This is a genomic window from Dermacoccus abyssi (genome assembly GCF_003515945.1).
Lineage (GTDB): Bacteria > Actinomycetota > Actinomycetes > Actinomycetales > Dermatophilaceae > Dermacoccus > Dermacoccus abyssi.
This window is the reverse complement of record NZ_QWLM01000003.1, coordinates 203,631-225,011: the sequence shown is the minus strand read 5'-3', so window position 1 is coordinate 225,011 and position 21,381 is coordinate 203,631. Positions and strand designations below refer to the sequence as shown.

The 21,381-nt window shown below is 67.9% G+C and carries 25 protein-coding genes and 1 pseudogene; 15 read left to right on the top strand and 11 right to left on the bottom strand.

Annotated features, from left to right (window positions below):
* Positions 1 to 240: 240 nt before the first annotated feature.
* From D1832_RS04135 to D1832_RS04110, 7 genes are all read right to left on the bottom strand, one after another.
* Positions 241 to 729 (bottom strand): DUF732 domain-containing protein, encoded by a 489-nt coding sequence (locus tag D1832_RS04135; RefSeq protein WP_118912730.1) that lies wholly within the window; start codon positions 727 to 729, stop codon positions 241 to 243.
* On the bottom strand, positions 726 to 971 hold the full coding sequence (locus D1832_RS04130; RefSeq protein ID WP_147362606.1) for a helix-turn-helix domain-containing protein: 246 nt from the start codon (positions 969 to 971) through the stop codon (positions 726 to 728). The genes D1832_RS04135 and D1832_RS04130 overlap by 4 nt, the downstream gene beginning before the upstream one ends.
* Positions 968 to 1,291: a hypothetical protein gene (locus tag D1832_RS04125; protein WP_118912728.1), complete on the bottom strand. Its 324-nt coding sequence runs from the start codon at positions 1,289 to 1,291 to the stop codon at positions 968 to 970. Before D1832_RS04125 ends, D1832_RS04130 begins: the two co-directional genes overlap by 4 nt.
* Positions 1,292 to 1,436: 145 nt before the next feature.
* Positions 1,437 to 2,129 (bottom strand): NYN domain-containing protein, encoded by a 693-nt coding sequence (locus D1832_RS04120; protein WP_118912727.1) that lies wholly within the window; start codon positions 2,127 to 2,129, stop codon positions 1,437 to 1,439.
* A gap of 564 nt (positions 2,130 to 2,693) precedes the next feature.
* Complete coding sequence (locus tag D1832_RS04115; protein WP_147362605.1) at positions 2,694 to 3,335, bottom strand: hypothetical protein; 642 nt, start codon at positions 3,333 to 3,335, stop codon at positions 2,694 to 2,696.
* Positions 3,332 to 3,520 (bottom strand): hypothetical protein, encoded by a 189-nt coding sequence (locus D1832_RS15115; RefSeq protein ID WP_147362604.1) that lies wholly within the window; start codon positions 3,518 to 3,520, stop codon positions 3,332 to 3,334. The genes D1832_RS04115 and D1832_RS15115 overlap by 4 nt, the downstream gene beginning before the upstream one ends.
* Before the next feature lie 293 nt (positions 3,521 to 3,813).
* Positions 3,814 to 4,542 (bottom strand): alpha/beta fold hydrolase, encoded by a 729-nt coding sequence (locus D1832_RS04110; RefSeq protein WP_118912725.1) that lies wholly within the window; start codon positions 4,540 to 4,542, stop codon positions 3,814 to 3,816.
* Between the two features lie 133 nt (positions 4,543 to 4,675).
* Between D1832_RS04110 and D1832_RS04105 the strand changes: the two genes are divergently transcribed.
* Positions 4,676 to 5,767, top strand: coding sequence for an amidohydrolase family protein (locus tag D1832_RS04105; RefSeq protein WP_118912724.1), 1,092 nt, complete (start codon positions 4,676 to 4,678; stop codon positions 5,765 to 5,767).
* The gene (locus D1832_RS04100) at positions 5,760 to 6,668 is read left to right on the top strand and encodes a GNAT family N-acetyltransferase (RefSeq protein WP_206609346.1); all 909 of its coding nucleotides are present in this window, start codon (positions 5,760 to 5,762) and stop codon (positions 6,666 to 6,668) included. The genes D1832_RS04105 and D1832_RS04100 overlap by 8 nt, the downstream gene beginning before the upstream one ends.
* 17 nt (positions 6,669 to 6,685) lie before the next feature.
* On the opposite strand, the gene D1832_RS04095 is transcribed toward D1832_RS04100, so the two are convergent.
* From D1832_RS04095 to aceA, 3 genes are all read right to left on the bottom strand, one after another.
* Positions 6,686 to 7,006, bottom strand: coding sequence for a putative quinol monooxygenase (locus D1832_RS04095; protein ID WP_118912723.1), 321 nt, complete (start codon positions 7,004 to 7,006; stop codon positions 6,686 to 6,688).
* 80 nt (positions 7,007 to 7,086) lie between these two features.
* Complete coding sequence (gene aceB, locus D1832_RS04090; protein WP_118912722.1) at positions 7,087 to 8,727, bottom strand: malate synthase A; 1,641 nt, start codon at positions 8,725 to 8,727, stop codon at positions 7,087 to 7,089.
* Positions 8,728 to 8,923: 196 nt separating this feature from the next.
* Positions 8,924 to 10,219: an isocitrate lyase gene (gene aceA, locus D1832_RS04085; RefSeq protein WP_118912721.1), complete on the bottom strand. Its 1,296-nt coding sequence runs from the start codon at positions 10,217 to 10,219 to the stop codon at positions 8,924 to 8,926.
* A 196-nt stretch (positions 10,220 to 10,415) separates the two neighbouring features.
* Here aceA and D1832_RS04080 point away from each other — a divergent pair.
* The 4 genes and pseudogenes from D1832_RS04080 to D1832_RS04065 all read left to right on the top strand — a co-directional run bounded on the left by D1832_RS04080 (position 10,416) and on the right by D1832_RS04065 (position 13,440).
* Positions 10,416 to 11,926: pseudogene (locus D1832_RS04080) on the top strand (helix-turn-helix domain-containing protein).
* 227 nt (positions 11,927 to 12,153) lie between these two features.
* The gene (rpsP, locus tag D1832_RS04075) at positions 12,154 to 12,639 is read left to right on the top strand and encodes a 30S ribosomal protein S16 (RefSeq protein WP_047312203.1); all 486 of its coding nucleotides are present in this window, start codon (positions 12,154 to 12,156) and stop codon (positions 12,637 to 12,639) included.
* 5 nt (positions 12,640 to 12,644) lie between these two features.
* Positions 12,645 to 12,887, top strand: coding sequence for an RNA-binding protein (locus D1832_RS04070; protein WP_047311979.1), 243 nt, complete (start codon positions 12,645 to 12,647; stop codon positions 12,885 to 12,887).
* A gap of 166 nt (positions 12,888 to 13,053) precedes the next feature.
* Positions 13,054 to 13,440, top strand: a complete 387-nt coding sequence (locus D1832_RS04065) for a DUF2752 domain-containing protein (RefSeq protein ID WP_182434651.1) — start codon at positions 13,054 to 13,056, stop codon at positions 13,438 to 13,440.
* 61 nt (positions 13,441 to 13,501) lie between these two features.
* Here the strand turns inward: D1832_RS04065 and D1832_RS04060 are convergent, their stop codons facing one another.
* Entirely contained in the window at positions 13,502 to 13,930 is a 429-nt protein-coding gene (locus D1832_RS04060) for a DUF4190 domain-containing protein (protein ID WP_118912719.1), read from the bottom strand.
* 98 nt (positions 13,931 to 14,028) lie between these two features.
* Between D1832_RS04060 and rimM the strand changes: the two genes are divergently transcribed.
* The 9 genes from rimM (at position 14,029) to dprA (ending at position 21,370) form a co-directional block, all read left to right on the top strand.
* Positions 14,029 to 14,574 (top strand): ribosome maturation factor RimM, encoded by a 546-nt coding sequence (gene rimM, locus D1832_RS04055; protein WP_118912718.1) that lies wholly within the window; start codon positions 14,029 to 14,031, stop codon positions 14,572 to 14,574.
* Positions 14,575 to 14,577: 3 nt separating this feature from the next.
* Positions 14,578 to 15,759, top strand: a complete 1,182-nt coding sequence (gene trmD / locus D1832_RS04050) for a tRNA (guanosine(37)-N1)-methyltransferase TrmD (protein ID WP_118912717.1) — start codon at positions 14,578 to 14,580, stop codon at positions 15,757 to 15,759.
* Between the two features lie 278 nt (positions 15,760 to 16,037).
* Entirely contained in the window at positions 16,038 to 16,403 is a 366-nt protein-coding gene (rplS, locus tag D1832_RS04045) for a 50S ribosomal protein L19 (RefSeq protein ID WP_118912716.1), read from the top strand.
* Between the two features lie 29 nt (positions 16,404 to 16,432).
* Complete coding sequence (lepB, locus tag D1832_RS04040) at positions 16,433 to 17,080, top strand: signal peptidase I (protein ID WP_118912715.1); 648 nt, start codon at positions 16,433 to 16,435, stop codon at positions 17,078 to 17,080.
* Positions 17,081 to 17,106: 26 nt separating this feature from the next.
* A complete protein-coding gene (locus tag D1832_RS04035) occupies positions 17,107 to 17,850 on the top strand; it encodes a ribonuclease HII (protein ID WP_118912714.1) in 744 nt (247 codons plus the stop codon).
* A complete protein-coding gene (locus D1832_RS04030; protein ID WP_047311985.1) occupies positions 17,847 to 18,167 on the top strand; it encodes a DUF2469 domain-containing protein in 321 nt (106 codons plus the stop codon). The genes D1832_RS04035 and D1832_RS04030 overlap by 4 nt, the downstream gene beginning before the upstream one ends.
* A gap of 127 nt (positions 18,168 to 18,294) precedes the next feature.
* Entirely contained in the window at positions 18,295 to 18,693 is a 399-nt protein-coding gene (locus tag D1832_RS04025) for a YraN family protein (RefSeq protein WP_118912713.1), read from the top strand.
* Positions 18,690 to 20,222 carry a YifB family Mg chelatase-like AAA ATPase gene (locus tag D1832_RS04020; protein WP_118912712.1) on the top strand — a complete coding sequence of 511 codons (1,533 nt, stop codon included), beginning with the start codon at positions 18,690 to 18,692 and terminating at the stop codon, positions 20,220 to 20,222. Before D1832_RS04025 ends, D1832_RS04020 begins: the two co-directional genes overlap by 4 nt.
* Positions 20,219 to 21,370: a DNA-processing protein DprA gene (gene dprA, locus D1832_RS04015; protein WP_118912711.1), complete on the top strand. Its 1,152-nt coding sequence runs from the start codon at positions 20,219 to 20,221 to the stop codon at positions 21,368 to 21,370. Before D1832_RS04020 ends, dprA begins: the two co-directional genes overlap by 4 nt.
* Positions 21,371 to 21,381: the final 11 nt, after the last annotated feature.

The window sequence follows — 21,381 nt, the reverse complement described above, 5'->3', positions numbered from 1 at the left end:
CACCGCGAGCGGCGGGGCGCACCCTTGCGACTCCCAGGGGAGGTTCCCCTACCCATGGCCGCTAAGGCCCTCTCAGGGCATAGGGCTTCCCTCTCTCTACCTCGAAAAAAACGTCTCCTGTGGCGCCGGTTGACCCCAGGGAGGGGGCCCGGGCCCTCGCCTCACTGGCCCTCTCCCGCACAGGGCTACTCGTATCCCCCCGAGCCCCCCCCGCCTTTGCGAACTTGGTTCCCACAGCGATCAGTCAGCCGACCATTCGTCCTCGCAGTAGATGACTTCGGCCTTGTCCACGGCCTTGGCCGCGTCATTCTCGTCCCACTCCGGCTGACTGGCGTCAAGACGCTTCACGACGCCGGGAACCGCAAGCTCGATGACACTCTTTGGCTGGCCCGTCTGCGCCTGGCTGCAGATATAGGCAGCTAGGCCCACCATGTTGGTGTCACTGAGACCGTATGACTTTGGGACGACGGCGTTCATTGTGAGGCGGAACGACTGAAAGTTGTCGCGCTGCTCCGTCGTCAGGTTGGCATCGAGTCCTGTCGGCTCAGTAGCAGTGGCGTCGTCGGGTGGTGTCGGGTAGGACTCGCTCGGCGCGCTCGTTTCAGACTCGGCGCTCGACGTCGTAGTGACGGTCTGCGTCACGGTGGACGGGCTGGACGAGCCGCCACCGGATGAGCAGGCGGCGAGCAGGGCGAGGGGTGCGGCCGCAAGGGCGAGGCGACGGTTCATAGGCTGATCGTAGAGCCCTCGAGGCACCGCTCCTCATACATTTCCAGGAACGCCGAGAGCTTGAACCCGTGCACCGCGGCGAGTTGCTGCAACTGCTCGAGGCTCGGCTCTCGTCGCCCATCCTCGAAAGCCCGGAGGTCGTTGGCCGGTATCTCGGCGAGCACCTCAAGCGTCTCGAAGGGCATGCGCGCCTCGACACGTTCGGCACGGAGTTGAGCAGCGACCGCGGCTGAGAGGTTCATGCACGCCACGGTAGGGCTCGGCGCGAGTGGAGCGGGCGAATGCGGCTGATCGGCGCCCACTCGTCGACGAGGCCGGCGCCTGGCAGAACGTACGCGGTGTGGACGTCCCATGAGTCGCCAGCATGGCGCAGCTCGAGGGCGAGTGCTTCTATCCAAGCGCCGGCGATCTCGACGAGAACGTGCCGGGTGCGCGGTTGAACGGTCGTGACAGGCACGGCCGGTGGGGTCTCCCACGGTCGCGCGTCTGGTGCCTCATCCATGCCGGCTCGTACGCCGATGGGGACGCCGTACGCGTGCCGTGAGTTCATGCCGCCAGCCATGCGGGGAGTGTGGCACCGAGGGGTGACATCGCCCCGAATTTAGCTGCGACACAAAAGAGCCGGTCACATATGTGACCGGCTCTTGGGCCTCGCCGCAGAGCGGCTCGGTTGGTGCTTTTAGCCTACGGCATCCTCGCTCGATCTGCTAGTTGGCGGCGGGTTTCGGCGTGGCGGAGGTCCAACCCGTAGGGGCATGCACGCTCTGTCCGCTAGGCATCGCGAACGGATTTGCCAGCTGCGACGCTGCCAGCGCCGCGTTGCGAATGTTGCGCTTCTCGTCGCCGACGAGGGCGCTGTGCTTGGTGCCGCGGGGGTTTGCTGTGATTACTCGACGTCCAGCCGCGCGAACGACATCCACGGCTGGCTGAATGTCACTGTCGTTGCTGATAACGAGTGCCGTGTCGAAATTCCCCTGCAAACCGTCCTTCACTAGCTGGACCGCAACATTGACGTCTGAGCCCTTTTCTTCCGTCTTCGACACCTTCACGGTCGGATACCCACAGCAAAGGCAGTACCCCGTGGTTGGGCCGTTGCAACACTGGCAGGACTGCTCACTTACCCTTGCCATGTAGGTCTCCCGCACCTTGAACGTGCCTTTGATGACCTCCACGCGAGGCAGCTGGTTGAGGACGCGGATGTACTCGGCTTGGTGCTGTCCAGCGTCGAGGTTGTGAGGCTTTGGTTTGACCATCGCGGTGCAGTAGACGATTCGATCGACGCTGAAGTGCGGGAGCAGCCGGTCACTCAGAGCTTCGAGGTCAAGCCACCGGTACTCGGTTCCCTTCAGGGCTCCGTAGTAGAGGTTAAGAGCGTCGATATAGACGCGGGCGGTCGGCATCCGACCATTCTGCCATTGACAGTGCCGTACCGGCTTGTGCTGTGCCTTCCGAGACCCTCCCAAGTCTCGCCCTCCCAATTGCCGAAACACGCGTCTCGCCCACGCCGCATAGCCCCGCCTCGGGTCGAGACGCGGCTGTGCGCGAACCCGCGTGGACGCGTCTGCAGCTACGTCGGCGGGCGACTCAGCCCGGTTACTGAGTCTCGGTTTCCATCACCGGAGGCGTTCGTTTTGGTGGTGCGGCTGATGCCCTGTCAGCGCCGCTGGGGTAGGGGGTACGCGGTTCGTGCGTACCCCGGTGCTCGAGGGTGTGCGTGTTGTGCACCCCCTCACCAGATCGCTCGATGCCCTCGGTACTACTTAGGTCATCGAGCGGACTGGTGAAGGCCCGGCGCCGGGAAGCACCCCCGGCGCCGGGAACCGTTCATGCCTTTCGTGGAGCCGCGAAAGTGATCGGCCCGGTCGCGCCTGCGAGGATGTCGGGCTCAGGTGACAGATCTCTGTCAGCCTCGCCTCGCGTGCGCGCGGAACCACGTCCGCCGCGGCGGTAGGGGCGCGGCGCGTTCATCGGGTGGCCTCGGGAGGCGTGCCGAACAGGATGCCGCGCCACGGTTCGCCGCGCTTGGTCTGCTGCCACTCGCCAACCCCGGACACGCCGGCCGCGAGGTCGTCGAGAGCGTCCTCGATGTAGCGCAGGATGCGCAGACGTTTCGGAGGTGTCAGCCGCTGGTCGATGGACACTCGGGTCACGATGTCGGCGCCGTTGCGCCATTGGCTGATCTCGCCGTAGGCGTTGCCCTGGTCGACGGTTCCCGGCTCGCACATCTCGACCTGCACGCCCGAGGCAGCCAAGCGACCGAGACGAGCCTCGAACCGCCGCGCGTCCTCGCTGGCGCGCTGTTCCTGGCGCATGAGGTTGTCGATCTGGCGTTGCATGTCGCGCGGTTCCCAGGGGATCTCCGACAACGGCTGTGAGTCGTCGGGGCGCGAGACGAGCACGACGTGATCGGTGCGTCGGCTCTCGTGCGCTCGGGGGCGTCCGGACGCGGTAAGCGGTTCGACGGGGCGCAGGGAGGCCGCGGCGTATGTCGTGGTGCGCTCGATCTTCGTCACGGTGAACAGGATCTGCCCGTGCTTGAGGCGCACGACGTCACCGGGGCGGATGTCGGGGAACTGCTCGTCGGGAACGTACTCGTAGCCCCTCATGCGGCCCACCCCTCGAGCACCTCGTCGTCAAGGGTGTCGCTTGAACAGACACCCTTTCGAGCCTCGTCATGGGCCGGCGTCGTCTCGAAGTGCCACACCCACATGAGCAGCGGCACGAACGCCATGATGGCGAACGGTTGCAGGCGGGCGAACATGTCACAGAGGACGGATAGGGTTGCGCTCACGGTCAGACCTCCTACGTCTGGTCGTCACGCCCCCGGAGGTTGCAGCCTCGCGGGGGTTTCCTCTAACCGAGGAAATTACGGCCTACAGCGCTCGAAATGACGTGGCGCAACTACTGACTCAGAGCGAAACCGCACAGCGCTAACCGTCCGGGCTTCGAGAAGTTCCTCGGCCCGGGCGCTGACAAGGACTGATCGCGCGAAGAGCGCTGCATGACCGTGAAGGGCCGACCACACACGAAGTGGTCGGCCCTTCGCCGTCCCAACTCTGGGACAACCGGTGGAGGAATTGTCGGCTACGCGACGACGAGGGGCGGGCGCTCGGCGCGCTCGAACGCCGCCCGCAGCTCCTTCGTGAAGCGCTTGGGCCGGTTGAGGTTCGAGATGTGACCGGCGTCGTCGAGCACGATGAGACGGGCCGCGTCGTTGGCCGCGAGGAAGCGGCGCTCGTGGATGCGGAACTCGTCACGCCGGCCGTTGATGATCGTCACGGGCACGTCGATCGAACCGATCGCCTCGAGCACGTCGAGGCGGCCCAGTGCGCGCATGACGGGCGCCACGACGTGAGCCTTCGCGCGACCGCCGCCGTAGTAGTGGCGCGCGGCCTTGGGCGAGTTGGCCTTCGCGAACGCGGCGAGAACGCTGTCGTCCGCGCTGCCGGGAAGCCGGTCCCGCCAGGAGAGGTAGGCGCCGAACGCCACCGCGAGGAAGCGATTCGGCACGGCGGTGCACCCCGCCACCGTTACGGCGCGCAGGGGACGCTGCGTGGTGGCGGCGTACTGCAGCGACAGGTAGCCGCCGAGTGACAACCCGACGAGCATCGGCGGCTCGGGGCACGACGCGACGGCCTCGTCGATGGTGGCCAACGCCGCAGCGAGCGAGAACTCCTCGTCCTGACGCTCGCCGTGACCGGGAAGATCAGGCGCGACGACGTGGAAGCCTCGCTTCGTCAGGCGCTTGATCTGGGGTCGCCACATGGTGCGCGAAGAGCGCACACCATGCACGAGAACCACAGAACCGGACATATCTTCAGAATACGGCTCACGCCTGGGAAGGCTCTCCACACATCGCCGCCACTCGGCGAAAATGGGCGGACAACGTGAGGAACATCGCACCTACTCGCCCGTTGGGTCGGTGGCTCCCGTTAGGGTCACGAGCATGAGCGACACCGTCCTGCACCTGACCGGTCGCGTCCTGCGTGGCCCCGATGACGAAGTGGCCGAAGCGTGGGTGATCGACGGACGCATCACCTTCGAGACACCTGACGGCGCAGCCACCGCAGAGGCGACGCGGCTGGAAGGCACCTTTCTGCCCGGCCTCGTCGACGCCCACTGCCACGTGGGCCTCGAGGCGCACGGTGGGGCACCGGAGAACGCCGAGGCGCATGCTCTCGCGGACCGAGCGGCCGGCGCGCTCCTCCTGCGCGACTGCGGTTCACCGGTCGACACCCACTGGATCGACGATCGCGAGGACCTGCCGCGCATCGTGCGCGCCGGACGTCACATCGCACGCACGAAGCGCTACATCAAGAACTTCGCCCACGAGATCGAGCCGGAGGACCTCGTCGCCTACGTGCGTCAGGAAGCCCGCCGCGGCGACGGCTGGGTGAAGCTCGTCGGCGACTGGATCGACCGCGACGCCGGCGACCTCGCACCCTGCTGGCCCAAGGAGGCCCTCACACCGGCGATCGACGCAGCCCACGAGGAGGGCGCTCGCGTCACGGCCCACTGCTTCGGTGAGCAGTCGCTCGTCGACTTCGCCGAAGCCGGCATCGACTGCATCGAACACGCGAGCGGCCTCACCGAGGAGACCATCGCGATGTTCGCCGAGCGCGACATCGCGATCGTGCCCACGCTCATCAACCTCGACAACTTTCCGAGCTTCGCGCAGGCGGGGGAGAAGAAGTTCCCCGGCTACGCCGCTCACATGCGTGACCTGCACGCCCGCCGGTACGAGACCATCGGGGCGGCTCGTGACGCAGGCCTGCGTATTTTCGCGGGCACCGACGCCGGCGGGCAGTTGCCCCACGGTCTCGTCGCCCGCGAGGTGGAGGAGATGCTCAACGTCGGGATGAGCGCGACCGAGGCCATCGGCACGGCGACGTGGGGCGCCCGCGAATGGCTGGGCCACGAAGCGCTCGTCGAGGGTGCTCCGGCTGACCTCGTGCAGTACGAGAGCGACCCGCGCGACGACGTTCGCGTGCTCGCCGCGCCCACGCACGTCATCCTGCGCGGACGCGTCGTTGAGTGAGGACGACGGACGCTTCCTCGTCGCCGACGGTGAGCGCGTCCACGTCAGTGTGGCGACCGGTGGTGACATCGCGCCGTACCGGGAGGCGATGACACGGTCAGCGTCTCGGATCGGCCGCTGGAACCCGGTCAACCCGGACGACCTCGTCCACCACCTCGCGGCGCAGTCGGCCACGCACCGCACGTTTCTCATCCGCGCCAAGGACGCTGCCCGGGTGGCAGGTGACGAGGTGGGGCTCGTGGGCTGCGTCAACGTGACGAATGTCGTCCACGGCCGTTTCATGAGCGCCACCATGGGCTACAACGCGTTCGATCCCTACGTCGGTACCGGTCTGTTCCGCGAGGGGATGGCCCTCGTCGTCGGCATCGTGCTGCGTCAGGCGCCCCACGGTATGGGGCTTCATCGCCTCGAGGCGAACGTGCGCATCGGCAACGACACGTCGGCCGGCCTCCTGCGCTCCCTGGGGTTCCGCCGCGAGCGCACGATGCGCCGGATGTTGTGGCTGGCCGACGGTCTCGGGGGTCGGAGCGCGTGGTTCGATCACGACTCGTTCGCCGTGACGCGCGAGGAATGGCCCGCGGCGCCGCACGCCGCGAACGATCTGCCCACGGGTGTCATCGTGTGCGGGTCGGGCACGCCGGCCGCTGCGGCCTTCGCGGTCGCACGTGAACTCGGGGGAGTGGCCCTCGCCGACGTGCCGTTCGACGCCGCCCTCACGACGGCCCGGTACGCAGCGGCGCCCGTCGTGTGGTCGGCCGACGGCAACGCGGAGGCCGCCCACGACGCGTTGTTGCGTGCGGGCGCCACCGTCGCTCGCGGTGACGACATCGTCGCGAGCATCAGCGGCAATCCGGCAGACGTGACGCGGGCGGCTCTCCGGCTGCGCCCGCGTCTCGTCTGAGGGGTTGTCGAGGCCCGTCAGTCGACGCTGATCTCGCCCATCTCGTCCCAGCCCTCGCCGTCGATCTGACGGCTGATGATGCGCGGCGTGGAGGCGAGCTTGTCAGGCGTCTCGGCGGTGAACGTCTTGAAGTGCTCGGAGTTCACGTGCGCCTCCGCGGCGTCGTCCTTGAACGCTTCGACGAGCACGTACTCGTTGGGGTTCTCGACGCTGCGGCTCCAGTCGAACCACAGGTTGCCGCTCTCGGCGCGGGTGGCCTCGGTGAACGCTGCGACGTGGTCCATCCACGTCTCGGCGTGCTCGGGGCGGACGTCGAACTTGACGACGATGAAGATCATCGGAAGGTGCCTTTCACTCGGGGCACGAACAAGGGGATGTGCCGACTTCTCGGCACATCCCCTTGTCTACCACGTGTCGATCAGGCCGCGTCGCCGGCAACCTTCTCCGACTGACGCAGGTCCTCGGCGTCGAGGCCGCGCGGCATGCGCAGACCTTCGTCGAGGAGGAACCGCACGTAGGCGTAGTTCGTGAAGAACCCGGGAAGCTCGTCGGTCAGGGCCGAACGCTCGAGCACCTCACGGGCCTCGTCGAGACGCAACTGCATGTCGGCGTCGGCGCCGCGCTTGAGCTTGATCATCTCCTCGTCGATGAGGCGCTCGAGCAGGGCACGCGAGACCTGCGGACCTTCGGCCAACTGCGTCGAGTGGTGCATCCACTGCCACAGCTGCGCACGGCAGATCTCGGTCGTCGCGGCGTCCTCCATGTAGTTGCCGATGGCGACGGCGCCCTGGCCGTCGATCCACGCGGCGAGGTACTGCAGCGCGACGCTGACGTTGCTGCGGACACCGTGCAGGCTCGTGGTCTGCATCGTGCCTTCGAGGCTGACGAGCGCGTGCGCGTCGTGACGGGGCGTGCGCTTGACCTCGATCTGGTCGAGCTTGTCGCCGAGCACGTGCGTGAACGCCGACATCACGGTGTCGACCATGGCCGGGTGCGCCACCCAGGAGCCGTCGAAGCCCTCCTCGGCCTCACGCTCCTTCTCGGCGTGCACGACGTTGAGCGCGCGGTGACGGCGCTCCTCGTCCTGAACCGTCGGGTTGTTCGCCGCCGGGGCCGCGATGGCGTGCGTGCCGCGCTTGTGGGCCGTGGCGACGAGCAGGTCGGTGAACGTGCGCATGAACGGTGTCGTCATCGTGATGCGCTCGCGGTCGGGCAGCACGTACTCGTCGCCGCGGTGGGCGAAGGTGCGCACGTAGCTGAAGATGTAGTCCCAGCGGCCCGCGTTGAGGCCCGAGGCGTGCTCGCGCAGCTCGAAGAGGATCTCCTCCATCGCGAACGCTGCGGGCAGTGTCTCGATGAGGACGGTGGCGCGCACCGTGCCGCGCGGGATGTCGAGGGCGTCCTGGGCCGCGTTGAAGATGTCGTTCCACAGGCGCGCCTCGGCGCCGGACTCGATCTTCGGCAGGTAGAAGTACGGGCCGTAGCCGGCTTCGATGAGCGCCTTCGCGTTGTGGAAGAAGTACAGGCCGAAGTCGACGAGCGTGGCCGAGATCGGGCGACCGTCGATCGTGATGTGCTTCTCGCACAGGTGCCAGGCACGCGGGCGCATGATGAGCGTCGGACGCCCGCCCTGGGGGTGGGTCGCGTAGGTGCGCACCGCGTCACGCAGGACGACCTGGCCGTCGATGAGGTTGAACCAGGTGGGCGCCGTCGCGTCTTCGAGGTCGGCGAGCCAGGTCGAGGCCTTGGATGCCATGGCGTGCTCGACGTGGCTGCGCGTCACGGGCACCACGAGTTCGACGCGGCGATCGGCGAGGCCCGGGGCGACGGGCGCGACGCTCCACGACTCGTCCTCACGAGCGGCGATCTCTTCGGGGGAGAAGTCGAGATCGGCGCCACGGTTGATGCGGCGCGACTGAGCGCGACGCTGCGCGAGAAGATCGGCTCGTCGACCGGCGAACTCGCCGTCGAGGCGCGCGAGGAACGCGAGGGCGTCGGGGGTGAGGATCTCGTCAAAGCCCGGGTGCATCCGGCCGCGGACGGTGGGTGAAGAGCTCATGGGCCCTCCTTCGAAGAAGCGCGCGGGGCGACACCGTAGGCGTCGCGAGGTGGAACGGTGACCCCATCATTCCCGAAACGGGCGCTCTCGTGGAGTGGGTTCGGTTGCTGGACGGGGTGGATAGTGAACCCCCGCCCGTGCGGTCGGAGCCAGGTGGCCGCACGGGCGGGGGTTGGTCTTACTCAGACGGTGGCGATCAGAACTGAGCGCTCTCCGTTGAGTCCTTGAGGGCGGTCGTCGACGACTCGGGGTTGAGCGTCGTGGAGACCAGGTCGAAGTAACCCGTGCCGACCTCGCGCTGGTGCTTCGTGGCCGTGTAGCCGCGGCTCTCCGAGGCGAACTCGCGCTCCTGCAGGTCGACGTACGCCGTCATCTGCTCGCGAGCGTAGCCGTGAGCCAGGTCGAACATCGAGTAGTTGAGGGCGTGGAAGCCGGCGAGGGTGATGAACTGGAACTTGAAGCCCATCGCGCCGAGTTCCTTCTGGAACTTCGCGATCGTCTCGTCGTCGAGGTGCTTGCGCCAGTTGAACGACGGCGAGCAGTTGTAGGCCAGCATCTGGTCCGGGTACTCGGCCTTGACGGCCTCGGCGAACTTCTTGGCCAGCTCGAGGTCCGGCGTGCCCGTCTCCATCCAGATGAGGTCGGCGTAGGGGGCGTAGGCCTTGGCGCGCTCGATGCAGGGCTCGATGCCGTTGCGAACCTTGTAGAAGCCCTCGTTGGTGCGCTCACCGGTGAGGAACTGCTGGTCGCGCTCGTCGACGTCGGAGGTGATGAGCGTGGCGGCCTCGGCGTCCGTACGGGCGATGACGACCGACGGGACGTTCGAGACGTCGGCGGCGAGGCGGGCGGCGTTCAGCGTGCGAACGTGCTGCTTCGTCGGGATGAGCACCTTGCCACCGAGGTGACCGCACTTCTTCTCCGACGCGAGCTGGTCCTCCCAGTGCACACCCGCGGCACCGGCGTTGATCATGGACTTCATGAGCTCGTAGGCGTTGAGCGGTCCACCGAAGCCGGCCTCGGCGTCGGCGACGATCGGGACGATCCACTCGTCGACGGACTTGATGCCCTCGGAGAACTCGATCTCGTCGGCGCGCATGAGCGCGTTGTTGATACGGCGCACGACCTGCGGCACGGAGTTGGCCGGGTAGAGCGACTGGTCCGGGTAGGTCTGGGCGGCGAGGTTGGCGTCACCGGCGACCTGCCAACCGGAGAGGTAGATGGCCTTGAGGCCTGCCTTGACCTGCTGGACGGCCTGGTTACCGGTCAGTGCGCCGAGGGCGTTGACGAAGTCCTCCGTGTGGAGCTTGTCCCACAGCTGCTCGGCGCCGCGCTTGGCGAGGGTGAACTCCTCCTGCACGTTGCCCTGGAGGCGGGCGACGTCCTGTGCGGAGTATTCGCGCTCGACGTTCTTCCAGCGCTCGTTCGTGTCCCAGTCCTTCTGGATCGCGGCTGCGCGGTCGTCGATCGTCTTGATGATCTGCTCGGAGGTCATTGGCTCCAGTCCTTCCTCTGTGGGCCCTGGTAGGTGCCCGGTGGGGATCGATGACTCAACTCTGACCGAGAAGAACTCACAAGTAGGTAGACTTTTCGAGTAAAGATCGACGAATATTTACGTTTTGAGCAAGTTTGAGCCGTCTTTCGCCGCGAAGCTGGCGTGACGGCCGTCACGCAGGCCGGAAAGTGGAGTCATGAACGAGAAGATGCGCGAAGGGCGGCTCGCCTCGGCCCGTGCTGCGGCCGAGGAGGCGGCGCCCGTGGAGCGGGCAGCCCCCGACGCCCTGACGATCGGCCGGCGCCTGCGTCACGTGCGTCAGCAGGCGGAGCGCACCCTCGGTGACGTGGCGGGGGCGATCGGCATGAGCCCGTCGGCGCTCTCGCTCATCGAGAACGGCAAGAGGGAGCCGAGGCTCTCCGTCCTCACGTCGCTGGCCGAGGCGCTCGACGTGCCGCTCGCCGACCTTCTCGCGACGGCGCCGCCGTCACGGCGAGCAGCCCTCGAGATTCGCCTCGAGCGCGCGCAGCGGGCGTCGACGTACGCCTCGCTCGGTCTGCCGAGCGTCCGCATCGGACCGCGGCTGCCCACCGAGGCGCTCGAGGCCCTCGTCGGAATGCACGAGGCGATGGCGGCGATGCGAAGCGAGCAGGCGGCGACGCCCGAGCACGCACGGCGCGCGAACGCCGAGCTGCGCACCCGGATGAGGCAGGCCGACAACTACTTTGCCGACATCGAGGGCGCGGCTGCGCAGTTGCTCTCCGACGTCGGGCACCGTGGTGGGCCCGTCTCGCGAGCCTCTGTGGACCGCATCGCCGAACACCTCGGCTACCAGCTCGTGCACACCTCGGATCTTCCCGGCTCAACCCGGACGGTGAGCGACCTCGCGAACCGGCGCATCTATCTGCCGCAGCCGGAGGCCGGCCAGCACGACGCACGGTCTCTCGCCCTGCAGGCCCTCGGTCATCTCGTGCTCGGCCACGAGGTGCCGGCCGACTACGCGGAGTTCCTCTCCCAGCGCGTCGAGATCAACTACTTCGCCGCCGCCGTGCTCATGCCGGAGAAGGAGGTGGGGCGCCGCCTTCTCGACGCGAAGGAGGCCAAGGACATCTCCATCGAGGATCTGCGCGATGCCTACGGCGTCTCCTACGAGACGGCGGCGCACCGCTTCACGAACCTCGCGACGAAGGTACTCGACATCCCCGTGCACTTCATGCGCATCAGCTCCGACGGCGTCATCTACAAGGCGTACGAGAACGACGGCATCCAGTTCCCGACCGACGCCATGGGCGCGATCGAGGGCCAGCGCGTGTGCAAGCACTGGACGCGCGCGCCGTCTTCGATCAGCCCGACCTGTCGCGCTCCTACCAGCAGTACACGGACACGCGCTCGGGCACGTACTGGTGCTCGGCGTTCGTGGACCGCACGCCGAGTGGCTTGTTCTCCGTCAACGTCGGTACGCCCTACCAGCACGTCAAGTGGTTCCGCGGCCGGGAGACGACCGAGCGTTCGCTCTCGCGCTGCCCCGACCCGTCGTGCTGCACGCGCCCGCCACAGGAACTTGCGAGCCGATGGGACGGGCGCTCCTGGCCGAGCGCTCGCGTGCACTCGCACCTGCTCGCCGCCATGCCGCCCGGCACGTTCCCCGGCGTCGACGACACCGAGGTCTACCAGTTCCTCGAGCGGCACGCGCGCGAGGACGGCTGACGGAGGGGAGAGGATTCGGCGGGTGGGCTCGCTTCTGGCAGAATGAAACTGTACCCGTGCGCCCGGCAATCGGCCGGATGCACGCCTACCCCGAATCACGGTTCCCCGTTCGGACGCCGGTCGGCGTCGGTCATCCGCGAAATTTCCTTCGCGTCAGGCTGCGCTCGTGCCCGTTCGCTCGAGCGGTCTCGCCGTGGTTCACCTACACAGAAAGTGAGACCGCCACCATGGCAGTCAAGATCCGCCTCAAGCGCCTCGGCAAGATCCGTCAGCCCCAGTACCGCGTTGTCGTCATGGACAGCCGTACGAAGCGCGACGGCCGTGCCATCGAGGAGATCGGCAAGTACCACCCCAAGGAAGAGCCGAGCCTCATCGAGATCGACGGCGAGCGCGCCCAGTACTGGCTCTCCGTCGGCGCGCAGCCGACCGAGCAGGTCGCCGCGCTCCTCAAGATCACGGGTGACTGGCAGAAGTTCAAGGGCGAGCCGGGTGCCGAGGGCACGCTGAAGACGGCCGAGCCGAAGGCCGACAAGAAGGCCCTCTACGAAGCCGCTCTCAAGGCCGCTCAGAACGCCGACACCTCCAAGGGCGGCGCCACGACGGCCAAGAAGAAGGCCGACAAGGCCGAGGAGCCCAAGGCTGACGAGGCCAAGGCTGAGGAGAAGGCCGAAGAGGCTCCCGCAGCTGAGGCCGAGAAGACCGAAGAGGCCTGATCCTCGTGCTCGAAGAAGCACTGGAGCACCTCGTCAAGGGCATCGTCGACCATGACGGCGACGTCGTCGTGCGTCACAAGGATGGACGACGGGGTGAACTTCTCGAGGTTCGCGTCCACCCGGACGACCTCGGTCGCGTGATCGGCCGTTCCGGTCGAACGGCGTCCGCCCTTCGCACCGTGGTCTCCGCGCTGGCCGGTGGCCGTTCGGTCCGCGTCGACATCGTCGACACCGACCGTTCGCGCTGAGCCGGGGCGCCGACGAAGCAGCCCTCCCACCTCGACGAGGTGGGAGCGCTGCTTCGTGTTTCTTCGGGTCTGGAGGGGATGCCGGGCCGCCGGCAGGCGAAAGGTAGCGTTGAGGGATGACCGAAACATGGTGGCTCGAGACCAGCGCCCTCGGGAGCGCCGTCTCTTGGGGCCGTTCGTCGTCGCCGGATCCTTGGCGCTGGCCTCCGGCGTGCTGTACCTGCGTGATCCTCACGTCGATGCGTCGTGGGGACGCTGCCCGTCCATCGCGCTGTTCGGTCTTGCTTGCCCCTTCTGCGGCGGCCTGCGTGCCATGAACGACCTCACCAACCTGCGTATCGTCGATGCCTTCTTCAGCAATCCGCTCCTCGTGAGTGCCGTGCCGTTGGTGCTCGCGTGGTGGATCAGCGTTGTTCGGGATCGGTGGACCGGCAGCACGCGTCCGTGGATGTTCCCGGTGCAGCGGGGTGTCGTGGCGCCGGTGCTGATCGCGGTGTGCGTCGCCTTCTCGCTGTATCGGAACCTGCCGATCGGCGCGGCCTTCTATCCCTGATGTGAACATGACGAAGGGCTGCATCCGTTGCGGATGCAGCCCTTCGTCGTTCGTGCCGGGGTCAGCCCTGAGTGGCCACCCAGATACCGATACCCAGGTTGAGGATGGTGACGACGGCGCCCACGATGATGGCCAGCTTGGCCTTCTCAGCGCCCGTCTGCATGCCGTTGCTTTCGCGGATTTCCTTCTGGGCGATGACGCCCAGGACGATTCCGACGATCGAGAGGATGCCGCACAGGAGGCCGAGGAAGGAGCAGATGAGGGCCGGCAGGGCCTTCTTGTTCTCCATCGTCATGCCCTGGTACGGCGCGCCACCGGGCTGGCCGAAGCCGCCCTCGGCCTGCTGACCGTAGACATCCTGACCGGGCTGACCATAGGGAGCCTGGCCGTCCTGGCCGTAGGGAGCCTGCGACTGGCCGTTCGCGCCGTAGTTCGGCTGGTTGCCGTAGTTCTGCTGCGGGTTGTTCTGGGGGTCCATGGGGTTGCTCATGTTCTCTCCTCCGTGTGAGTCCTGCCCCAACCGTAGTAGGAATCGCCCCTGCCCGCGGGGACGACGAAGCCGTGGGCATGTCCTGTCAGAATGGAGGCATGGATGAAGTTGTCGTCGCACGAATCGGCAAGGCTCACGGGCTCAAAGGTGAAGTGACGGTGCAGGTGCACACCGATTCGCCCGAGGAACGCTTCCTCGCCGGGGCAGCCTTCGTCACCGACCCTGCTCACCGCGGACCGCTGACGCTGCGGTCGTCGCGCGTCCACAACGGCATCTACCTCCTGGCGTTCGAGGAGGCTCCCGACCGCACCGCGGCCGAGGGGCTGCGCGGCATCAACCTGCTCGCGGCCGCGGACGACCTCGTCGAGGACGACGCCTGGTACGAGGAAGACCTGCTCGGCTTCGACGTCGTCCTCGAGGACGGCACGGCCGTCGGAACGGTGAAGGCTCTGGAATCGCGGGAGGTGCAGGACCTGCTCCTCGTCGACGGGGTGGACGGCTACGACGTTCTCCTGCCGTTCGTCGAGGAGATCGTGCCCGAGGTCGACGAGGACGAGCGCCGCATCGTCGTCACACCGCCGCCCGGCCTGCTGGAGTTGGGACGCCCCTCCGAAGCTCCCGACGACGTCGCCGAAGAAGCCTGATTCGTGCGCTGCGACATCATCTCGATCTTTCCGGAGTACCTCGAACCGCTGAACCTCAGCCTGCCCGGGCAGGCCCAGCGCAAGGGGCTGCTCGAGGTCGCCGTGCACGACCTGCGCGACTTCGCCCACGACCGGCACCGCACCGTCGACGACACGCCCTACGGGGGCGGCGCCGGCATGGTGATGAAACCTCAGCCGTGGTGGGAGGCGCTCGAGCACGTGCGTGGCCTCGGCGAGGGCACGCCGACGCTCATCGTTCCCGGGCCCGGGGGAGAGGTGCTCACGCAGAAGGTGGCGCGTGAGCTCGCCGACGAGCCCTGGATGATCTTCGCCTGCGGCCGGTACGAGGGCATCGACGAACGCGTCTACGAAGCGGCCGCTGAGGTGATGCCCGTGCGCGTCATCTCCCTGGGTGACTACGTCCTCAACGGCGGTGAGGTCGCGGTGCTCGCCATGATCGAGGCAGCCGCACGGCTGCTGCCTGGCTTCATGGGGAACGCGGAGTCGCTCGTCGAGGAATCGCACGAGGACGGCCTGCTCGAGTACCCCGTCTACACGAAGCCGGCGTCATGGCGTGAGCGTGAGGTTCCGCCGGTCCTTCTCTCCGGCGACCACGCCAAGGTGGCGGCATGGCGGCACGAGCAGCGCCTCGAACGAACGGCCGCCCGGCGCCCCGACTTGCTTCACGCGTCGGCGGCGCTCGCGGGCACCGACCTCGTGCCGCAGGCGCTCGTGCCCGCCGACTTCGGCGAACTCATGACCCTGCAGCGCGCCTGCTGGGCCGACGAGGTTGCCGGTGCCGAGCCGGAGCACGCCTGGTGGGGCGCGCCGGCCGAAACCGTCGATGATCTGCGTGACGCGCAAGCGCACTGGACGACGTGGGTGGTGCGCAGCGAGGGGCGTCTCGTCGCCTCGGTGCGCGCCCGCCGGCTGCCCGAGCGTCGGACCACGTGGGAGATCGCGCGGCTCATGGTTGCGCCCGACCTCTCCGGGCGTGGCTTGGGTCGCGCGCTGCTCGGGCACGCCGAGGCCGCAGCGCCCGCCGACATCACGCGCTTGCGCGTGAACGTAAGCGTCGGAGGCGAGCGCGTCCTGCGCCTCGCGAAGAAGGCCAAGTACCGGGTGATGCCGGGTGGGGGCACCCGTTCCGGCACGGTTGACCTGGAGAAGCGACGCCAGAGCTGACGCTCCACGCACGCCCGTGCCCAGGAGGTCGCGCGATTTCGTGAGAGCGCGCCCGCTCTGGCAAGATGAGTCCTTGCGTCTTGTCACGACGAGTCCCCGCCGCAGGGGGAGTGGCACGGCCGGTCGGTACCCCCGGGGTTTTGATCCAGATCATCTCGGGCATCACCGCACCGAACACGCCGGACCATGAGACTCGACGAGGCGCACAACCGACAGCAACTCGGCTCCGGCCGAGCCTGACCGTGGCAACCTGCGTGTGCCACAGATTTGAGTAGATCATGAAGAAGTTCGACGCGATCGACGCGGCGAGCCTGCGCTCCGACGTCCCCGACTTCCGCGCCGGTGACACGCTGAACGTCCACGTCAAGGTCATCGAGGGCACGCGCTCGCGTGTCCAGGTCTTCAAGGGTGTCGTCATCCGCCGTCACGGCGGCGGCGTCGGCGAGACCTTCACCGTCCGCAAGGTTTCCTTCGGTGTCGGCGTGGAGCGTACCTTCCCGGTGCACACCCCGGTCATCGACAAGATCGAGGTTCTGACGCGCGGTGACGTCCGTCGCGCCAAGCTGTACTACCTGCGCGACCTGCGCGGTAAGGCTGCCAAGATCAAGGAGAAGCGCGACGCCGTTCCGGCCAAGAAGGCCTGAACCTCGCGACGAACCGAAGCGACCCTGCGATGAAGCGTCATGCTGCGCCCGGTCGCTCACCCGAAGGCGCGACCTCACGACGAGGTCGCGCCTTCGGCGTTCCCTGGCGGCGGACGGCCATCGGCTTCCTCAGCGTCATCGTCGTCGGAATGCTCCTCGTCCACGCCTTCTGGTTCGAGACCTTCACCGTGCCGTCGCGCTCGATGGAACCGAACTACGGGGTCGGCGACCGCATCGTCGTCGACAAGCGCGCCGAGTTCGCCCGAGGTGACGTCGTCGTCTTCTCCGGCGAGGGTTCGCTTTATCAGCCCGCCGAACGCGGGGGAGTGCTCGCCGTCATCGACACCGCAGCCGGATGGCTCGGGTTCCGCCCGGACGAGCAGGACTACCTCAAACGGATCATCGGTGTCGGCGGCGATCACGTCGTCATCGACCACAAGGGCGTGCTCACGGTGAACGGTCGACGTGTGGCCGAGCCCTACCTCGGGTGGGGCTCGAAGCGAGCCTCGGCGCAGCCGTTCTCTGTGCGCGTGCCCGAGGGAAAGCTGTTCGTCATGGGCGACAACCGAGATGACTCCGACGACTCCCGCAACCATCTCGGTGACCCCGGCGGGGGGTACGTGCCGGTGGACAAGGTGGTCGGTCGCGTGGCGTGGAAGTATTGGTCGGGCTCGTGAGCCCGAACGCCGAGAGGAGGCCTGACGTGGTGGTTCGTACCCCGTCGAAGACGCCCACCCTGCGCCTCGAGCGGCAACTGCTGCGTGACGGCCGAACACTGATCGCCGGCATGGACGAGGTGGGCCGCGGCGCCCTCGCGGGGCCGGTGAGCGTGGGCGTCTGCGTCGTCTCCGCGACGACGGGCACCGTGCCGCAGGGCGTCAAGGATTCCAAGCTCGTGCCCGAACCCAAGCGTCCGGCGCTGGCTGCGAAGGTGCGCCGATGGGCCGTCGCAGGCGCCGTCGGGCACGCCAGTCCTGCCGAGATCGACGAGATGGGCATGACACGGGCACTCCGTCTCGCCGGCACCCGGGCGCTCGCGGCCCTCGAGGTGACGCCCGACGTCGTCATCCTCGACGGTAAGCACGACTGGCTCACCGAACCCGAGAGCGTCGGCCTGCTCGGACTTCTCGACGCGGTGGACGTCGTCGGGGGTGCACCCGAGGTCGTCACCCAGATCAAGGCCGACATGCGGTGCTCGTCGGTGGCCGGGGCAAGTTTGCTCGCGAAGGTGGAGCGTGATGCCATGATGGCCGAGGCTGCTCCCGGCCACCCCGTCTACGGGTGGGAGATCAACAAGGGGTATTCGGCGCCCGGACACCTGGCGGCGATCGCCGAGCACGGGCCGTGTGAGTTGCACCGTCGCTCGTGGAAGACCTTCCGCGCGGCCGAGGCAGAAGACCAGCAGGTGCCCGGAGCACACCATGACGTGAGGAGCACGCAGGCATGAGCGCCGAGGACCTCGAGCGGTACGAGAACGAGCAGGAACTGGCCCTCTACCGCGAATACCGCGACGTCGTCGGGCTCTTCCGCTACGTCGTGGAGACCGAGCGTCGCTTCTACCTGTGCAACGCCGTCGACATGAAGGTGCGTGGTGAGGGCGCCGACGTCTTCTTCGACGTCACGATGCAGGACGCGTGGGTGTGGGACATCTACCGCCCCGCGCGCTTCGTCAAGACCGTGCGCGTCGTGACGTTCAAGGACGTCAACGTCGAGGAGCTGTCGAAGAACGACCTCGAGATCCCCGACGGCCCCGACTTCACCTGATTCGCCCACAGATGTGACGCTCACGGGGTGCTCCTCGGCACCCGAGCAGCCTTGTCCACAGGTCCGCCGCTTTCGAAGGTGACCAGTAGAACCTCCGAGACCTTTGCTGGTCCCGGAGGTGGTGGACATGGACCACGACACGAGGGCCGCGGCGTCGCGGTCTGCGGCGACCGAGGCGCGCCGAACCCTGGGGCGGGACGGCGAAGAGCTCGTTCGCGCGTACCTGGAGAACCGCGGCTACGAGGTCGTCGACACCAATTGGCGCTGCCGTGAGGGGGAGATCGACCTCGTCGCGATTGACGGTGGCGAACTCGTCGTCGTCGAGGTCAAGACGCGTCGTTCGCTGCGCTTCGGACGCGCGGTCGAGGCCGTCACCGAGGAGAAGCATCGGCGCCTGAGGCGGTTGGCCGGGCTCTGGGCCGCCGAACACGAGGTGCGGGCACGCGGTGTACGTGTTGACGTCATTGGCGTCGAATGGGCGGGGGAGAGGGCCCGCATCGATCACCGCAAGCGGGTGATCCTGTGAGCTTCGGCAAGACGAAGGCCGTCGTCGTCACCGGCATCGACGGTCTCGTCGTCGATGTCGAGGTGAGCGTCGGGCAAGGGCTGCCCAAGGTCGTCATCTCCGGGCTGCCGGACACGGCGGTGTCACAAGCGCCGAACCGTCTGCGTTCGGCGATGACGCAGTCGGAGCTGACGTTCCCCGACACCCGTCTCACGATCAACCTCGCTCCTGCCTCGGAGCAGAAGTCCGGGGCCGGCCTCGATCTCGCCATGGCTGTCGCGATTCTCGCGGCAACCCGTTCCCTCGACCCGGCTGACGTCGCCCGCGTGGGGCACATCGGCGAACTCGGCATGGAAGGCAGCGTCAGGGAGGTGCGCGGCGTCCTCCCGGCGTGTGTCGCCGCACTTGCGGGCAACGTGCGTGAGTTGCTCGTGCCCGCCGCGAACGCAGCCGAGGCATCGCTCGTCAGCGGTATTCGGGTGCACCCCGTGCGTTCGCTGTCGGATGTCGTCGCCTTCCACCGCGTGCGCGCCCAGGGCAAGACGCTCGACCTGCCGTGGCCGGAACCCGGCGAGGAGGCCGAGCCGGAGGAGACCGGCGACCTGCGTGATGTCGTCGGACAGTACGAGGCACGGGCTGCCATCGAGGTGGCTGCCGCCGGTGGTCACAACGTGTCGATGATCGGTCCGCCCGGTGCGGGAAAGACCTTACTCGCCAGCCGCCTGCCGAGCATCCTGCCTCCGCTTTCACGGGAGGAAGCTCTCGTCGTCACGAGCGTCCAGTCGGTGCTCGGCAAGGTCGACGGGCAGGCGCTCAAGGAGCGTGCGCCCTTCGTCGCGCCCCACCACAGCATCACGATGCCGGCGTTGGTCGGCGGTGGGACGGGACGGCCCCGCCCCGGAGCCATTACCGAAGCGCACGCTGGCGTGCTGTTCCTCGACGAGGCGCCGGAGTTCAAGCGGACGGTGCTCGACGCGCTGCGTCAGCCCCTCGAGCGTGGCTTCGTCACGATCACCCGGGCCCAGCAATCGGTGCGGTTTCCCTCACGCTTCCAGCTCGTCGTCGCCAGCAATCCGTGCCCGTGCGGGCGCTACACCGGCTCAGGTGCGGGATGTTCGTGCGCAACTCGAGCCCGACGCGAATACCTCAAACGCCTCTCCGGGCCGCTACTCGACCGCATTGACGTCCACCTCCAGGTGCCTGCTGTGACGCGAGCCGATCTCGCGAGCGGGCCGGGGGAGAGCAGCGAGGAGGTGGCCGCGCGGGTACGTGAGGTGCGCGAGCGCTCAGCGCGCCGTTGGGCGCCACTGGGGCTGGCGCTCAACGCGGAGGTGCCCGGTTCGATCCTGCGCTCCTCGCCGTGGTCGCTTACCCCGGCAGACACGGCAACGCTGGACGCCGCCCTCGACACCGGAAACCTCACCCTGCGCGGCTACGACCGCACACTGCGCCTGGCCTGGACACTGTGCGACCTACGAGGCGCAGACAAACCCACGAAGGACGACGTCTACGCCGCCCTCACTCTGAGAGAAGGGCAGCAAGCAGCATGACCACGACGACCTCCCGCAACGACCTTCTGTCAGGAACGGGGCACGCCTGGCGTGACGCAGCCGAGCAGGACGAACAGCTCGCCCGCCTCGTGTGGGCGCACATCGCAGAACCGCGCGATGCCAAGGCCCATCTGCTCGTCGACGGCGTGGGTTACCCCGAGGCGCTCGCCGCGGTGCGTACGCACCCGGAGAAACTCGCCAATTTCGCCGCCCGCCTGGAACAGCTCGACCTTCCCGAGCAACTGCGGCGCATCGAGACGTTCGGCGCTCGCATTCTCCTGCCCTCGGACGACGGCTGGCCCGAGCGACTCGACGATCTTCCTCAGCCGCCGCACGCCCTCTTCGTCGTCGGCGAGGCCGACGTGCGGTCGTTGTGCGAGCGCTCCGTCGCCCTCGTCGGGGCGAGGGCGGCCACCCACTACGGCCAGCGCGTTGCCGCCGAGATCGCTCTCGGGGTTGGCAGCCATGGCGTGGCCGTGGTGTCAGGCGGGGCCTTCGGCATCGATGCCGCGGCGCATCGTGGGGCCCTCGCCGGCGACGCCGGCACTGTCTGCGTTCTGCCCGGTGGGGTCGACCGCCTCTATCCGAGCGCTCATGACGCACTCTTCAGCGCCATCCGAGAGCAGGGAGCCATCGTGAGTGAGATGCCGCTCGGATTCGCTCCGATGAGGCAACGCTTCCTGCACCGCAACCGACTCATCGCCGCGCTGACGCCGGGCACGGTGGTCGTCGAGGCGGGGTTGCGTTCGGGGTCGCTCAGCACGGCCAGGCGCGCCGAGGAGATCCAACGCGTCGTCGGGGCCGTGCCAGGGCCGGTCACCTCGGCCGCCAGCGCCGGCTGCCACGAGCTCGTGCGCGACGGCGCGGCGGTGCTCGTCACCGGGGCCGACGACGTCATCGAGTTGATGGCCGGGTACGGGGCACAGCAGACGACGCGCGACACCCTCCCTGCGCTCGTCAAACCGGAGGATGCGGTGGGCGCCACGGCTCGCGCCGTCTGGGATGCCTTGCCGGTGCGCCGCGCTGCGAGCGTCGACCACGTCGCGACGAGTTGTGGCAGGACTCCCAGGGAGGTGCTGACGGCACTCGGCGAGCTTCTCGCTGCGGGGCTGGCCGAGAAGGTGGACGGTGCGTGGCGCAAGGCGTGACAGTGTCGGTG